Origin of the sequence: Methyloglobulus sp. (assembly GCF_040079455.1) — a bacterium.
Classification (GTDB): domain Bacteria; phylum Pseudomonadota; class Gammaproteobacteria; order Methylococcales; family Methylomonadaceae; genus Methyloglobulus.
Genome location: NZ_JBEBKJ010000083.1, coordinates 1 through 15,715 on the forward strand (window position 1 = coordinate 1; position 15,715 = coordinate 15,715).

The following is a 15,715-nucleotide window of genomic DNA, read 5'->3' on the forward strand; positions in this document are numbered from 1 at the left end:
CCGCCATAATAGTTTTGAGTCATAGTCGTCCCGGTTCAAAAAACGCGTCACTTAGATCTAGCTTAACTCTCCGTCCAGCAAGCTGGACAACCCCGTCGCAGTCGTTTGACCAAATGAACTCAACAAGTAATCGCTAACTATTTCTAATAGTTTTGTATTCATCCTTATAGTTTACTTTAACTATAGGACGCGTAACATCAGCTTATAAGTAATCATCCAAAAGTTATAGTGTATTTTTTCCCAAATTCAGCCAACACCGCCAGCAACTGTTCCACCATGTCTTTGTAACTTCTGTACGCATCCAGTGGCAACCAGTCATATTTGATCTTACGCCACAATATTTCAATAAGATTGAGTTCAGGGCTGTAGGTTGGGAGAAAATGCAGGCAAATTCCCCACCGACATCCAATGCCCGCATTTGCCCAGAAACGCTTTGCGGTATGCACGGGCGCATTATCCAAAATTACAAAACAAGGTGTCTTGGACTGTGCACAATCTGCCTCATACTGGGCGGCAAACGCATCAAAGGCGGCCATGACGGTCTTTGAATCAACCCGACCTTCCACTGTGTGGAAAAAACTGCCGTTATCCAAGCTCATAAAACCCAACACATTCAGTCGCTTGCTGTGTGTGGCTGGCAGCTCGCGCGTTTTGCCCCGATGTTGCCAACCATAAGGGACGCAAGGGGCAATGGTAAATCCTGATCCATCAACATAGTAAAGGCGCAACTTGCCTCGCCACTTGCCGGTGAAAGAACGCCTGAACGTCTTGTTCATGTTCAAAAGCCACCTGATTGCGCTTTTCTTTCAATGATTTACGCATCCGCTTCCAAAGGTAGCGGCATTTTTTTAACAGCCGTTTCAGCGTACTGGTGCTGGCTTCCTTTTGGGCCATGTCCGCCAGTTTTACCTGGGCGTTTTGATTTGGCGGGGTTCTTCATCCACCAACGTTTTCAACATCTCCACTTCGGTGTCAGTGTAAATGCTGGGGCGACCTGTCCTAGGCAGGTCATAAAGCCCCACCAACCCTTTAGTTCCCAGCGGTCTATCCACTCACTGCTCGCATCACGCCGCACATCCAATATTGCCCATAATTGGGAGATCGTAAAACCCCGCGCACTCAACATTATGGCTTGGGCGCGCTGGCGGCAGTGAAAAACAGGGTGGTTAATGTACATTTCCTGCAAAGTCTCTCTGACTTCCTCCGGAATCGGCTGGGCGAATTTCATGCTATTGGACTCGTTATGTTGGGATCTGACCAGTCTACATCGGCAATAGGCTATGCATGAAAACTTTTAGCTGGTTACTTAGTTTACTTTAACTATGGGTGCTTAAGATGAGTTATTTAGATAACACCAAACTTCAATACCCCTGTTTTTAGTTATCATCAACTATTCGACTTTTAGGTATCATCAAGCGATTGAACTGTCGTTTTTTATACCAAACCCCAGCACGAAAGGCTAGTAGCAAAAAAACCAGTATCGTATAAAAAACGGGTTGTAGTAGATTGCCTTTAAGTTGCCAGAAATAATGAATAATGACCGCGACGGACGCGGGGTAAATAAAACGATGTAGTTTTTTCCACGACTTACCCATCATTTTTTTTGCTGAATCAGGTGAAGTAATGGCTAACAAAAAGATCACGATATAAGCTAAAAGTCCAAACCAGATATACGAACTTTCGACAATATCGGCAACGATAATTGACCATACGAGTGCTTGGTCAATACAGAGATAAGCCAGTAAATGCAGCGTCGCATAAAAAAACGAATACAGCCCAAACAATTGACGATAATTCGACATTCCACGCCATTTAGTGATTTTTTGAATGGGTGTTATTGCAAGTGTTATACACAGAAAACGTAATGACCAGTCACCCAGACGAATATGCAATGCTTGAATGGGATTGGCACCCAAGTTATCGAACAAGATATCGATTAGAATCAAAAACAGAGGGATTAAAGAAGCCGTAATACACAAATTTCGCAATTTAAGGAAATTCTGAATAAGTAGCTCCCAGTCGTGGTTGGATAAGTGCGCCACCAATGGATTCAACCCATTACTATTGATGCTAAGCCTACAGAAAGACTTATTCAGTGAATTCTTCAAAGTTTGCAATAACATCAGAAAAAATGCACCAAGTCCATATCTTGGTACATTGAGGCAACTTGTTCACCATACCCATTGAATAATTCTGTTTGCCGACGCGGTGTAAAAAAACCGCTGCCAATCTGTCTCTCACTGATTTGACTCCAACGCGGATGCGGTACTGATGGATTAACATTGGCATAAAATCCATATTCGTTAGGCGCATGTTTATTCCAGGTCGTTAACGGGGCGCTTTTTAATAACTCAATTTTTACGATTGCTTTGATGCTTTTGAACCCGTACTTCCAAGGAACAACCAAACGTAGGGGTGCGCCATTTTGTTTCGGCAAAGTATTGCCATACATTCCAACCGCTAAAATGGTCAACGGGTGAATGGCTTCATCAATACGTAAACCTTCGACATACGGCCATTCCAGCATGACATTGTGCATGATTTCGTGTTGATAAACCGAGGTGAACTTGACAAATTTTGCGGTTGACAAAGGTTTTACCAGCTTCAATAAACTGGCAAGAGGAAAACCTACCCAAGGCACTACCATTGACCATCCTTCGACACAGCGAAGACGGTAGACAAATTCTTGAAGTGTTTGGTGACTTAAAATGTCGTCTAAATGAAATGTCACAGGTTTTTCAACCTCGCCTGTTATTTCAACGGACCAAGGATCAATTTTCAGGTTTTGCGCCAAATGGGTTGAGTCTTCTTTGTTGAAGGTGAATTCGTAATAGTTAGTATAATTCTTGACTAGGTCAATGGGTGTGGGGGCTTCTATATTGGCTAGCACATTTGTTTTGGGCAAACCTTTCCAGCCCGGTTCACCAGTGACAAATGCCGAAGAAAACGCTGAACTAGCTACCGTAGAAGCAAGAATGGCTTTGATTATTTTTCGCCGCTGTTTGAATAACAGGGGGTCTGTAATTTCACTGGAGGGAATATCTTTTTCAGTTTTGATGATCATGGTTAACCCAAATAGTTAATTCACTATATCAGTGCAAGTAGTGTCTGCTTTTTCGAACCCTTGGGAATTTACCCTTCAACCTCTCGAATGTTAAGTTTGGTAAAGAAAGGCATTTAATTATGACAGCATGAACCAGGGGGAAACCGAGTTATATTTTGACAAATCCCAAAATTTACTAGCTCGCACACCCCCTTTGACCGCACATTATTGCTTTAACAAATCGGATAATCGGTTAATTTCTTTTTCCGCAGTTACCTGATAAGTCATGTCATATTGAACACCCAGATAGTAGAGAACCCTGCCCTTGCTATCCAATAAAGGCGTTATTTTTAGGTGATTATGAAACAAGGTGCCGTCCTTTTTATAGTTACGTAAGGTCACTTCAATCACTTCATTATTTTTCATACCTTCTTTTATTTTATATCGGGCTTCTTGTTCCCTGTCTACCCCTTGAAGAAACCGGCAATTTAACCCAACGATATCTTCTTGACCATAACCGGTTAAGCGTTCGAAAGCTTTGTTGGCGTAAATAATCGGGCAGTCCTCTAAATCAGGGTCGGCTAAAGTTACGCCGTTCACACACTCATCCAGAATTGCAGTCAGTACCTGTGGGATAATTCCGCTATCTTTTTTGTCGATAAAAGCCATAGTGTCTCTCCGTTTAACTCACCAAAGTGCACTGGCCGTGCTTGTTGCTAATAAATTTTTAATATTTTCCACGGCAGCTTCTGCACCGTCTTCGATGGCAACACGGATTAATTTTTCAAATGGGCGCATAAAAATTTCTATCTCTAGAAGATCAAACCTAAAAGTTAACTTTGTCTGAGCGCCTTGACCTTGACCTTCACTATCAATTAGGTAAGTATGCCTATAAGGGTTGCTTAAGCCTTGTAAAATAAATAGTGAATACGGGCTGTATTCAGTTATTTCAAAAGTTGATTCAACCAGCGAATCGTTATCTTCACGCACTTGCTTTCCTTTTGAGCCGACAAAAACCTTATCGCCATCCAACGGCTCCAGTTCTATGACTTCAGGTGCCCATTTTTGATAATTAATAAAAAAATTTTCAGCGATGAAGCAAAACACTTCTTTGGAGTTTGCCTTGAAGACAATACTCGCTTCACCAGAAACTTGTTTCGAGGTTCCGAACGATAGCATCACTTTCATCCAATTAATTTACATATTGATGAGTACGACTATTAACTTAACAGTATATTTTTGGTTGACAATGTATTTCTTAAAAAAGCTTTAATATATCAGTTCGGTAGTTGCGCCAAACAGTTTATTGTCGACAACTATGTGATGTGGTTGTCAATCAATTTTGAACTGATGTAATTTGATAAGATACAGCATCCGTTATTAAATTTGGTCTGCTTGAATGTCGATAAAGAGAAAACCCTTCTGTCGACGCATTTTTCTAGTTTGTACCTTTTCGGCTTAGGCATCCTGTTTGATTAATTGTTATAAAATTTTAGAATCCACATAGTAAGAGGGTTTTAATTACAATAGATAGGGGGTTCCTTATGATAAAATTAAAACCAGTCTATTTTGGAGAGTGGTACGCACATGAATGTTAATGAAAGAATCAAAGACCAGTTAGAAAACAATCCAGTCGTTTTATATATGAAAGGTACGCCAGATTTTCCGCAATGCGGTTTTTCGGGGCAGACGGTACAAGTGTTAGCAGCGTGTGATGCAAAGTACAAAGCCGTCAATATTTTTGAAGATCCAGAATTGCGCGATGCGTTAAAAGTGTATTCAAGTTGGCCGACCTATCCCCAGCTTTATGTCGGTGGGGAGTTGGTAGGTGGGTGCGATATTGTGACTGACCTGTACCAAAAAGGTGAGTTGAAGGCGATGTTGAGTGCGGTAGGCGGGGTAGAAGCCTAAAGTTGTAGTCATTAAGTCTGATTTGTTGCCACTTCAGAATTAGCTTCCAATTGCTTCCAACGATTAACGATCAAGCAAAATAGTTCGGCAGTTTTTTCAGCATCATAAAGGGCCGAATGGGCTTTTTCATCTTCCCATTCAATACCTGCTGACTGGACAACTTTTGCTAAAACGGTTTGTTGATACACCAAACCACCGAGTGTAGCGGTGTCAAAAGTGCTGAACGGATGAAACGGGCTACGTTTTATTTTAGTACGATGAATGGCAGCATTCAGAAAGGCAATATCAAAAGCCGGATTATGGCCGACCAGAATGGCGCGGTTGCAGTTGTTGCGCTTGATGGCTTTTTGGATAGGAGCAAACAGCAGCTCTAGGGCTTCCTGCTCCTCAACCGCCATACGGAATGGATGATGGGGATCAATGCCGTTAAATTTAAGGGCAGCGTCATCCAGCTCGGCGTTTTTAAATGGCACGACATGAGTTGAATAACGTTCCGTCATGATAAGGTCACGGTTGGCATCATATTCGACAATCACCGCAGCAATTTCTAACAACGCATGTTTCTTAGCGTTAAAGCCGCCCGTTTCTATATCAATGACAACAGGGAGGTATCCTCTAAAGCGTTTGTCGAGGGGGATTGCGGGTGTTGTCATCGTTGTGAAATGGATGGGTAAATTAATTGATTGTACGGTGCGTTAGGAAGTCGCAGGACACTCCAACTTATGGTATGTTAACCGCAGTTACAACAAAACAAAAATAATAGCGGCTAAGAGGCATAAAATGCGAAAGAAAAAACAAGTGGTGCAAGCAGTAGGGCTTGCGTTTTTTTCCTTATTGGCAGGTTGCGCGACAACCAATAATGCCAGCGATCCACTAGAAGGCTGGAATAAGGGCGTACAATCATTTAATGATGATTTCGACCAGTACGCCATGAAGCCGGTAGCAAAAGGCTACAATTGGATATTGCCCCAATTTGTGGACGAAGGTGTGTCAAATTTTTTTAGTAATCTCAATGATATTAGCGTAACTATAAACGATCTATTGCAGTTTAAGCTTGCTCAAACCGGAATGGATGGTTCTCGCTTTCTGCTTAACTCTACCGCTGGTTTGGGTGGTTTGATTGATGTTGCTTCCATGATAGATCTGCCAAAACATCATGAAGATTTTGACCAAACGCTAGGCGTTTGGGGTGTTCCGGCTGGACCTTATCTCGTATTGCCGTTACTTGGCCCCAGTTCACCTAGAGGTGTTAGCGGGTTGGTAGGTGATGCTGCCTTGAATCCAGCGACTTATGTCGGGTTCGGTGCATTCCCCGGCATGAGTAACGGTGTAGAAGCCGCTATCTCAAGCGGAATGTACGTTGTTAACGCTATCGACAAACGCGCCGATAACTTGGCGACTGAAAAAGTCGTATCCGAAGCGGCATCGGTAGATCGCTATGAATTCATCAAGAACGCCTACTTCCAACGCCGAAACTTCCTCGTAAACGATGGTAACCTGCCAGAAGGCGATGGTGATCCACTTGATAACCCAGAAGATGGTAGCTTAGCGCCGCTTGACCCGCATCCGCGCTAACCGATTCTACCAGTACTGGGCGGCTTGCATTACTGATTACCCCGTATTTTTCTGAGTAATAAAAAAGGGGCGAAAGCCCCTTTTTTGCAGATAACATTCAGTTAACTGCTTAATTAAATTTGCTGAAATACAACAGAATACCAGCTAAACCGATCACGATTAATGGCACGGCAAAATAGCCATGCTGAGGGCCTTCGCTCGGTCCGCCAGAACTAGATTTTATTGCTGGGTCGTTTGACGAATCATACGGTTGCCCCTTTTTTATCGAGTATCGATCAGAAGTCAGCAACGTTTCAATGGCTTCTAAGCCATCCCTAACAATTGTATTGCTCGTATTTATAGGTAATCTGGTATCTGCCAACGCTAGTTCGGGAAGTAAAGCATTTATCAGCATCACAACCGCAAAAATTTTCATCAATTTTAGTCGCATGATTATGTCCTCGCATATTTAAGAAATTAATATTGTCTTGTATTCAGTCGATAATCCAAACATTCTCAAGGTAACAGTAATTTTTAAAAAGGCGATTTTTTAGCGTCAAAGCCACTGGACTGAACACAAATAGGATCAACACATCAACGTATTTTTCTGGTCTTGCCAAAAGGCTTATTCAGAAATTTCTTAATTACCCATCAATAATCCCCTTTCTACAAAATAATCAAGATTATCTTGTAGAAAGGGCTAATCACTTGAACTATTTACCTGATAATCCGGATATTTTTTGCTCTGTTGGCACTTTAAAAACACCAGTCACCATCATGTTTACCGAAATGCTTACATTACCTTGCCAAATTTTTGTATATAATGTCACGATAATCAACGCATTTAGGATCACCTAGCTTTGGCTAGTACAAAAAATTAAGTCAGTTTATAAACCACAAGCACCTGCATATCTCCCAACATTATTATGAGCTATGTACGCCCCGCCCCAACAGGAACACACATGAGCAACAGTTTAGTGTCAGAAATTACCGGTCAGGAAGATGTAGATCCGGCAGAAACTAAAGAATGGATTGAAGCCCTGCAATCTGTACTTGAGATCGAGGGCAGTGAACGTGCACACTTTCTGATTGAACGACTGGTTGCGGTAACGCGCCGGTTTGGTTTTGACATACCTTTTAGTGCCAATACGGCTTATATCAATACCATCCCAGTCGCCCAACAAGCACAATTTCCGGGCGATTTTGCTATTGAGCAGCGCATTCGCTCTTATGTGCGTTGGAATGCGATGATGATGGTGCTACGCGCCAATAAAGATACCAATGTTGGCGGGCATATTGCCAGTTTTGCTTCGGCAGCGAGTTTATATGATGTGGGTTACAACCATTTTTGGCGCGCTGCCACCGAACAATTCGCGGGTGACCTAATATTTACCCAAGGACATTCCGCACCAGGTGATTACTCAAGGGCTTTTTTGCTGGGACGATTAACAGAAGAACATTTAAATAATTTCCGGCAAGAAGTCGGCGGCAATGGCCTGTCATCTTATCCGCATCCCTGGTTGATGCGTGAGTTCTGGCAATTCCCTACCGTTTCTATGGGTTTGGGGCCGATTATGGCGATTTACCAAGCCCGTTTCATGCGTTATATGGAAGGTCGTGGCTTTGCTGATAATACTGGCCGTAAGGTTTGGGCGTTTTTGGGTGATGGTGAAACTGACGAGCCAGAATCACTCGGCGCAATCGGCATGGCAGGACGCGAGAAATTGGATAACCTGATTTTCGTCATAAATTGCAATCTCCAGCGCCTGGATGGGCCAGTTCGCGGCAATGGCAAGATCATCCAGGAACTGGAAAGCGAATTCCGTGGTGCGGGCTGGAACGTCATTAAGCTGATTTGGGGGCAACGCTGGGATGCACTGCTGGCGCGTGATAAGGACGGCCTCTTAGCAGCCAGGATGATGACTTGTGTGGATGGTGATTTCCAGACCTTCAAATCCAAGGATGGCGCGTATGTCCGGGAGCATTTCTTTAACACGCCGGAATTAAAAGCGATGGTCGCCGATTGGTCAGACCGTGATATTTGGGAACTTGATCGCGGTGGTCATGATTCTGCCAAAGTTTATGCGGCATTCCACGCTGCGGCAAACTGCAAAGGCCAGCCTACCGTTATTCTGGCTAAGACCATCAAAGGTTATGGCATGGGTGCATCAGGCGAAGCCCTGTACACCTCGCATCAACAAAAGAAGATGAGTGATGACTCGTTAAAACATTTTAGAGACCGCTACGAATTACCTGTCACTGACGAACAATTGCATGACCTGCCCTATTTAACCTTCCCCGAAGGTTCAAAAGAACTCACCTACATGCAGCAACGCCGGAATGACCTTGGCGGTCATCTCCCTTCACGGCGGACAAAATCATACGCACTGGAAATTCCTTCACTTAGTGAGTTTAAACCGCTACTTGAAGCCAGTGGCGAAGGCCGCGAAATTTCGACCACCATGGCGTTTGTAAGGATGTTGAACATACTGGCGAAAGACAAGAACATCGGCAAGCGCATCGTGCCTATTGTCCCTGATGAATCAAGGACTTTTGGCATGGAAGGCATGTTTAAGCAATTAGGCATTTGGTCCCAGGTCGGCCAGTTGTATACCCCACAAGATGCCGGACAGTTGATGTCTTACAAAGAAGACAAACATGGTCAGGTCTTGCAGGAAGGCATTAACGAAGCGGGTGGCTTATGCGACTGGATCGCAGCGGGTACGTCTTATTCCACTAACAATGTGCCGATGATCCCGTTTTTTATCTACTACTCCATGTTTGGTTTCCAACGGGTCGGGGATTTGATCTGGGCGGCGGCTGACCAGCGTACCCGTGGCTTCTTAATGGGTGGTACAGCCGGCAGGACTACACTGAATGGAGAAGGCCTACAACATGAAGACGGCCATAGCCATTTGATGTCGGCGACCGTTCCTAACTGCATCTCCTATGACCCTACCTTCGCTTATGAGTTAGTCGTCATTATCCAAGATGGTATGCGGCGTATGTATGTCGAGCAGGAAGACATCTTCTATTACATCACGGTAATGAATGAGAATTACGGGCATCCTGCCATGCCAGAAGGTGTAGAAATCGATATTCTCAAAGGCATGTATTGCTTTAAAAAAGGCGCTGCCAAAAAAGCACCGCGCGTTCAACTGTTAGGTTCTGGCGTTATCTTTCGTGAAGTTGAATTCGCTGCCGAGCTATTGCGTAATGACTGGGGTGTGGAATCTGATCTTTGGAGCTGCCCAAGTTTTACCGAACTTGCAAGGGAGGGTCGGCTCTGTGAACGTTGGAATCGCTTACATCCGCTTGAGCCAGCTAAGCTATCTCATATAGCGAAATGCCTTGGCAATGCTGAAGGCCCCATTATCGCCGCAAGCGATTATACCAGGGCATTTGCCGAGCAAATCCGTGCCTATTTGACAGCACCTTACAAGGTGTTGGGTACTGATGGCTTTGGCCGATCCGACACACGCAGTAATCTCCGCAAATTCTTCGAGGTTGACAGGTTTCACGTTACGGTTGCAGCATTAAAAAGCCTGGCTGACCTTGGCAAAATTGATAAAGCCAAAGTTGCCGAAGCCATCGCCAAATATGGCATAGCCACTGACGTAACAGCACCTTGGTTAACCTAAAGGGACGATAATAAAAATGGCTGATTTAATAGAAATAAAAGTACCCGATGTAGGCGGTGTTGCCAGTATTGATGTCGTTGAAGTGTTGATTAAACCCGGCGATACTGTGGCATTGGAACAAATCATTGCAACGCTTGAAACCGACAAGGCCAGTATGGATCTTCCAGCCAGTGCAGGTGGCATCATACAGCAAGTCCATATAAAACCGGGCGATAAAGTTGGCGAAGGTTCATTAGTAGCAACGGTCTTGGTGAATGGTGCAGATACTGCCCAGGTAGCGGCGACATTGAAACCTGAAGAATCCACCCAAAGCCCGACAACACCCGCTCCCACAATACAAGAACAACCCGCACCAGTCAAAACTCCAGAACCAGCCAAAGCCGCTATCGCTTCACCTACCTCAACTCCCGTCATTGACCACAGCGCTTCGGTGACCGCCCACGCATCCCCTTCCATACGGCTATTTGCGCGGGAACTAGGGGTGGACATCACCAAAATAACCGCAGGCAATGGTCGTAAAGGCCGCATCCTAAAGCAGGATGTCCAAAGCCATGTCAAACGCATCATCAGCGAAGGCTTACCTCAAGGCGGCGCAGGGATTCCGTCCATCCCCACCGTCGATTTTTCACAGTTTGGTGAAATAGAAACACAAAAACTCAGCAAGATTAAACGCCTGACCGGACAAAACCTAAGTCGTGTTTGGCTCAACTTGCCTATGGTGACCTATCATGAGGAAGCAGACATTACCGAAATGGAAGCCTTCCGTGTAGCATTGAATGCCGAAAAAACCAAGGATGAGGTAAAAATTACCGGATTGATGTTCATTATCAAGGCGCTAGTTGCTGCAATGAAACAGTTTCCCAGCTTCAATGCATCCTTATCGAGTGACGGCGAAAACCTTGTACTCAAAAAATACGTTAACATTGGCATTGCCGTAGACACACCCAATGGTTTAGTCGTACCCGTGTTACGGAATGTCGATAGCAAAAGCGTTAATCAATTGGCTATTGAATTAGCCGAAAAAAGCGATAAGGCTCGGCAAGGTAAGCTCATGCCTAACGAAATGCAGGGTGGTTGTTTGACTATCTCCAGCTTGGGCGGTATCGGAGGCACTGCGTTTACGCCTATCGTCAATGCGCCGGAAGTCGCCATCCTAGGCGTTACCCGCGCAAAAATGCAACCGGTTTGGAATGGCAAAGAATTTATCCCAAGGTTAATGCTGCCACTGGACTTAACCTATGACCATCGGGTGATTGACGGCGCAGAAGGTGCACGCTTTATGACGCATATCAAACAAAATTTAAGCGATATTCGACGTTTATTACTCTAAGAGGAGAACAATCAATGGCAAGCAATCCAGTAAGTAATGAACTAAAAGCAGAAATTGTCGTCCTCGGCGGTGGCCCTGGCGGTTATACCGCCGCCTTCCGCGCAGCGGACTTAGGTAAGCAAGTCGTACTCATCGAGCGTTATCCCGTATTGGGCGGAGTTTGCTTGAATGTGGGCTGTATCCCCTCAAAAGCCATGCTGCACATGGCGCTCGTCATTCATGAAGCAGAAGAATTTGGACAAAATGGCATCAGCTTCGGCAAGCCAAAAATTGATCTTGATAAGGTTCGTGACTGGAAAGCCAGTGTCACCAAAACCCTGAATGACGGCTTGGCTGGATTGGTAAAACAACGGAAGATCACTCGCGTAGAGGGTTTTGGACAATTTACCTCAGCCAATACAATACAAGTTAAATCTGAGGATGGAACCACCACAACCATCCAATTTGACCAAGCGATTATCGCCGCAGGATCGCATCCGACTAAAATTCCATCATTCCCTTATGACGATCCAAGGCTGATGGATTCAACGGATGCGCTGGAGCTAAAGCAAATCCCCAAAAAACTACTGATTGTCGGTGGTGGCATCATTGGCTTGGAAATGGCGACGGTTTATCATGCCTTGGGATCTGAAATCAGTGTAGTCGAATTGATGGACCAAATCATTCCTGGTTGTGATAAGGATTTGGTTACACCGTTATTTCGCCGGATAAAAAAGCAATACAAGAATATCTGGCTTGAATCTAAAGTAACCTCCATTGAAGCGCAAAGCAAAGGCTTAAAAGTTTCTTTCGAGGGCAAAGGCGCACCGGAATCTGAGTTATTTGATTCGGTTTTAGTCGCTGTCGGTAGACGACCCAATGGCAAAACCATCGCCGCTGAACAAGCTGGCATCAATGTTGACGAGCAGGGCTTTATTGCTGTCGATAAGCAACAACGCACAAATGTCAGCCATATCTTTGCAATCGGTGATATTGTCGGAAATCCGATGCTTGCCCACAAAGCAGCGCATGAAGGGAAAGTGGCAGCCGAAGTCGCGGCCGGTCATAAAGCTGGTTTTGATGCCTTGACCATTCCCAACGTTGCTTACACTGACCCCGAAATTGCCTGGATGGGTTTGACCGAAAACCAAGCCAAACAACAGGGCATAGAATACGACAAAGCCACATTCCCTTGGGCTGCCAGTGGCCGATCTTTAAGCATAGGCCGCAAGGAAGGCGTCACCAAACTGATTTGCGAAAAAGGCACGGGACGAGTTCTGGGCGCTGGCATAGTTGGCACTAACGCGGGTGAATTAATTGCCGAAGCGGTTTTGGCCTTGGAAATGGGGGCCGATGCTGAAGACATAGGCTTAACAATACACCCGCACCCAACACTATCAGAAACCCTGGGATTTGCAGCCGAAATGATAACCGGCACGATTACCGACATTTACATAAAGAAATAAAGTTAACCACTCTTTTTGAAATAAGCGAAAGCCTACGAGTAAATCTATGATAAAAAAGTTAGCTACTTTACTTGCTCTAGCAGTGGTTGTTGCCATTAATTTCAGTATCTGGAGTTACATCAATAACCCTCTGCAATTGCAGCCGTGGACTAGTACCACGATGGGTGTCACCTTCGACCCGACAAAGAAAGATGTAACCGCTAAAGCTAAAATCACCCTCATCCACAAGGAAGAAGACATTGACAAAGACTTAGCTTTGTTGGAAGGCAAATTCCATGCTGTCCGTACCTATACCGTACTGAAAGGACTACATAAAGTTCCCGAACTTGCTGCCAAACACAATCTTAATGTCACCTTGGGCGCATGGATAGGTCCTGACCTCGAAAAAAACCGCCAGGAAATTGAAACCCTCATCCAGTTAAGCCGAGAAGAAAACTCTAAAATCGTACGTCTCATGGTGGGGAATGAGGTATTGCAACGTAATGAAATCCCTAAAAAACAATTGATCGAGTATATTCGTGAAGTCAAAAAACGCACCTGGCGGCCTGTCAGCACCTCAGATACCTGGGACAAATGGCTGGCAAACCCTGAACTCGCCAATGAAGTCGATTATATTGGCGCACATATCCTGCCTTACTGGGAGGGTATATCTGTCGATGATGCCGTGGATTACGTTTTTGACCGTTATCACGATTTGCAGTTAGCATTTCCGAACAAGCCAATTGTGATTACCGAAGTGGGCTGGCCTTCCGATGGGCAGGCCAGAAAACAAGCGACTGCCTCAAAAACCAATCAAGCTAAATTCCTACGCGAATTTCTTAACCGCGCTGCCAAAGAAAAATTGGCTTATTACGTTATTGAAGCATTCGACCAACCCTCGAAAATGACACTCGAAGGTACGGTAGGTGCATACTGGGGCATTTTTAATGCAGACCGACAGCTAAAATTCCCGATGGATGGCGGTGTCCTCGCGTTGCCAGCCTGGAAACACTGGGCTACCGGCGCAGCCATGTTCAGTGTTGTGCTAATGGGTTTATTTTTGTTTACTCGGAAAAGTATAAAATTACCTGGGTTGGTTTTCTTTGGCTTGATTGCAAACCTTGCGGCCTCGTTTATTTTCTGGACGGCCTCAATTGGAGCACAGCAATATCAGACCCCTATGAGCATTGTGTTTTGGGTTTTACTTATCACTATGCAAATCATGGCGCTCATCATCTTACTGATCGAAAGCCTGGAAATTGCCGAAGTGGTATGGCATCGGAATACTGCGCGAACATTCCAGCCTTTAACACCTTCTCCTGAATTCAAGTACCCTAAAGTATCGCTACACCTCCCCATCCACAACGAACCCCCCACAATGGTTCGCAAAACGCTGGAAGCATTGGCGAAAGTGGATTACCCCAATCTCGAAGTCCTTGTTATGGACAATAACACCAAAGATCCCGCTGTTTGGCAGCCTGTAGAAGCGGACTGCAAACGGCTAGGCTCAAAATTCCGGTTCTTTCATCTGGAAAACTGGCCGGGTTTTAAGGCTGGCGCAATTAACCATGCCCTAGAACAAACCGCCAGCGACGCAGAAATCATCGCCGTTATTGACAGCGATTATATCCTTTCGCCAGATTGGCTGAAACGTATGGTGCCGTATTTCGACAATGAAAATGTCGGTTTTGTGCAATCCCCCCAGGATTACCGAGACTTACACGTCAGTGCCTTCAAATCGTTTTGCTACTGGGAATATGCCGGATTTTTCAATATCGGCATGGTGCAACGTAATGAATACAACGCCATTATTCAACATGGAACGATGACGATGGTCAGAAAATCAGCCTTGCTTGAAGTGGGTAACTGGGCGCAGTGGTGTATTTGTGAAGACAGCGAACTGGGTCTTAGGCTGTACGAAGCAGGCTATGATTCGGTATATTGCAAAGATTCCTTCGGCAAGGGACTAATGCCAGACACCATGTCCGGTTATATGACCCAACGCTACCGTTGGGTATACGGCGCAATGCAGATCATCAAGGCGCATTGGCGCAGCTTTCTGCCCACAAAAAAATCACCCTTAACCTCCGCCCAGCGCTATTACTTCGTAGCCGGATGGCTGCCCTGGTTTTCCGATGCGCTGGCACTGTTATTTACGACGGCCAGCTTAGTTTTAACGGGGATGATCTGGTACGATTCTATCGACGGCGACAACAAGTTAAATACCGAGCTACCCGTCAGTGCTTTCCTGTTACCGACCATCGGCTTATTCAGCTTCAAAATCATCCGCAGCTTATGGCTTTATCAAGCGCGTGTCCCCTGCTCTATCGGGCAATCATTTGGTGCGTCATTAACTGGTCTTTCACTCACCCATACTGTTGCCAAAGGAACCATACAAGGTCTGTTTATTAAAGGTAAACCGTTTATGCGTACCCCAAAATACGAAAAACAAGGCCCACTATTTACCGGCTTGATGACTATCCGCGAAGAACTCTTGATCTTAATATTGTTGGGAATCGCTATTTGGAAAATGCATTCCCTGGAACACTTCGACAATCTCAGCGGTCATCTGTGGATAGCCGTGTTATCAGTGCAAGCAGTGCCTTATTTTGCCACTTTGCTAACATTGTTGATTAGCATTGCACCCAATTACCGATTGAATAAATCTGTAATTCGAGTGGAAGATCTGGATGATGCATGAAGAACAATACTTAGTTGAGAGTGTTTACATAAAGATACATTTTGGCTATAGTAACTTCCTTAATCCAAAGGAGGCGCGGCTATGGCAATCTGTAAACATTGTGGTGTTGAA

At 44.9% G+C, this 15,715-nt stretch carries 14 protein-coding genes; 6 read left to right on the forward strand and 8 right to left on the reverse strand.

The window, feature by feature from the left end; genetic code table 11:
* Positions 1-212: 212 nt before the first annotated feature.
* From ABL924_RS15055 to ABL924_RS15080, 6 genes are all read right to left on the reverse strand, one after another.
* Positions 213-776: an IS630 family transposase gene (locus tag ABL924_RS15055; RefSeq protein ID WP_349027919.1), complete on the reverse strand. Its 564-nt coding sequence runs from the start codon at positions 774-776 to the stop codon at positions 213-215.
* Positions 777-814: 38 nt separating this feature from the next.
* Positions 815-940 (reverse strand): hypothetical protein, encoded by a 126-nt coding sequence (locus ABL924_RS15060; RefSeq protein WP_349027920.1) that lies wholly within the window; start codon positions 938-940, stop codon positions 815-817.
* A 436-nt stretch (positions 941-1,376) separates the two neighbouring features.
* Positions 1,377-1,946 (reverse strand): protein-methionine-sulfoxide reductase heme-binding subunit MsrQ, encoded by a 570-nt coding sequence (locus ABL924_RS15065; RefSeq protein WP_349027921.1) that lies wholly within the window; start codon positions 1,944-1,946, stop codon positions 1,377-1,379.
* A 176-nt stretch (positions 1,947-2,122) separates the two neighbouring features.
* Entirely contained in the window at positions 2,123-3,064 is a 942-nt protein-coding gene (gene msrP, locus ABL924_RS15070; RefSeq protein WP_349027922.1) for a protein-methionine-sulfoxide reductase catalytic subunit MsrP, read from the reverse strand.
* 204 nt (positions 3,065-3,268) lie between these two features.
* A complete protein-coding gene (locus tag ABL924_RS15075) occupies positions 3,269-3,712 on the reverse strand; it encodes a PAS domain-containing protein (RefSeq protein ID WP_349027923.1) in 444 nt (147 codons plus the stop codon).
* A gap of 18 nt (positions 3,713-3,730) precedes the next feature.
* Positions 3,731-4,231 carry an SRPBCC family protein gene (locus ABL924_RS15080; protein WP_349027924.1) on the reverse strand — a complete coding sequence of 167 codons (501 nt, stop codon included), beginning with the start codon at positions 4,229-4,231 and terminating at the stop codon, positions 3,731-3,733.
* Positions 4,232-4,630: 399 nt separating this feature from the next.
* Here ABL924_RS15080 and grxD point away from each other — a divergent pair, with 399 nt between their 5' ends.
* On the forward strand, positions 4,631-4,954 hold the full coding sequence (grxD, locus tag ABL924_RS15085) for a Grx4 family monothiol glutaredoxin (protein ID WP_349027925.1): 324 nt from the start codon (positions 4,631-4,633) through the stop codon (positions 4,952-4,954).
* 11 nt (positions 4,955-4,965) lie between these two features.
* Here the strand turns inward: grxD and rnt are convergent, their stop codons facing one another.
* Positions 4,966-5,607 (reverse strand): ribonuclease T, encoded by a 642-nt coding sequence (rnt, locus tag ABL924_RS15090; protein ID WP_349027926.1) that lies wholly within the window; start codon positions 5,605-5,607, stop codon positions 4,966-4,968.
* Positions 5,608-5,734: 127 nt separating this feature from the next.
* On the opposite strand from rnt, the gene ABL924_RS15095 reads away from it, so the two are divergent.
* Positions 5,735-6,529, forward strand: coding sequence for a VacJ family lipoprotein (locus ABL924_RS15095; protein WP_349027927.1), 795 nt, complete (start codon positions 5,735-5,737; stop codon positions 6,527-6,529).
* 109 nt (positions 6,530-6,638) lie between these two features.
* On the opposite strand, the gene ABL924_RS15100 is transcribed toward ABL924_RS15095, so the two are convergent.
* A complete protein-coding gene (locus ABL924_RS15100) occupies positions 6,639-6,959 on the reverse strand; it encodes a hypothetical protein (protein ID WP_349027928.1) in 321 nt (106 codons plus the stop codon).
* Between the two features lie 511 nt (positions 6,960-7,470).
* Here ABL924_RS15100 and aceE point away from each other — a divergent pair.
* Genes aceE through ABL924_RS15120 form a run of 4 tightly spaced genes read left to right on the forward strand, consistent with a single transcriptional unit; the run spans position 7,471 to position 15,604 of the window.
* Positions 7,471-10,149: a pyruvate dehydrogenase (acetyl-transferring), homodimeric type gene (aceE, locus tag ABL924_RS15105; RefSeq protein WP_349027929.1), complete on the forward strand. Its 2,679-nt coding sequence runs from the start codon at positions 7,471-7,473 to the stop codon at positions 10,147-10,149.
* 16 nt (positions 10,150-10,165) lie between these two features.
* Positions 10,166-11,479, forward strand: coding sequence for a dihydrolipoyllysine-residue acetyltransferase (aceF, locus tag ABL924_RS15110; RefSeq protein WP_349027930.1), 1,314 nt, complete (start codon positions 10,166-10,168; stop codon positions 11,477-11,479).
* Between the two features lie 14 nt (positions 11,480-11,493).
* The gene (lpdA, locus tag ABL924_RS15115; RefSeq protein ID WP_349027931.1) at positions 11,494-12,924 is read left to right on the forward strand and encodes a dihydrolipoyl dehydrogenase; all 1,431 of its coding nucleotides are present in this window, start codon (positions 11,494-11,496) and stop codon (positions 12,922-12,924) included.
* Between the two features lie 46 nt (positions 12,925-12,970).
* Entirely contained in the window at positions 12,971-15,604 is a 2,634-nt protein-coding gene (locus ABL924_RS15120) for a glycosyltransferase (RefSeq protein WP_349027932.1), read from the forward strand.
* Positions 15,605-15,715 lie beyond the last annotated feature (111 nt).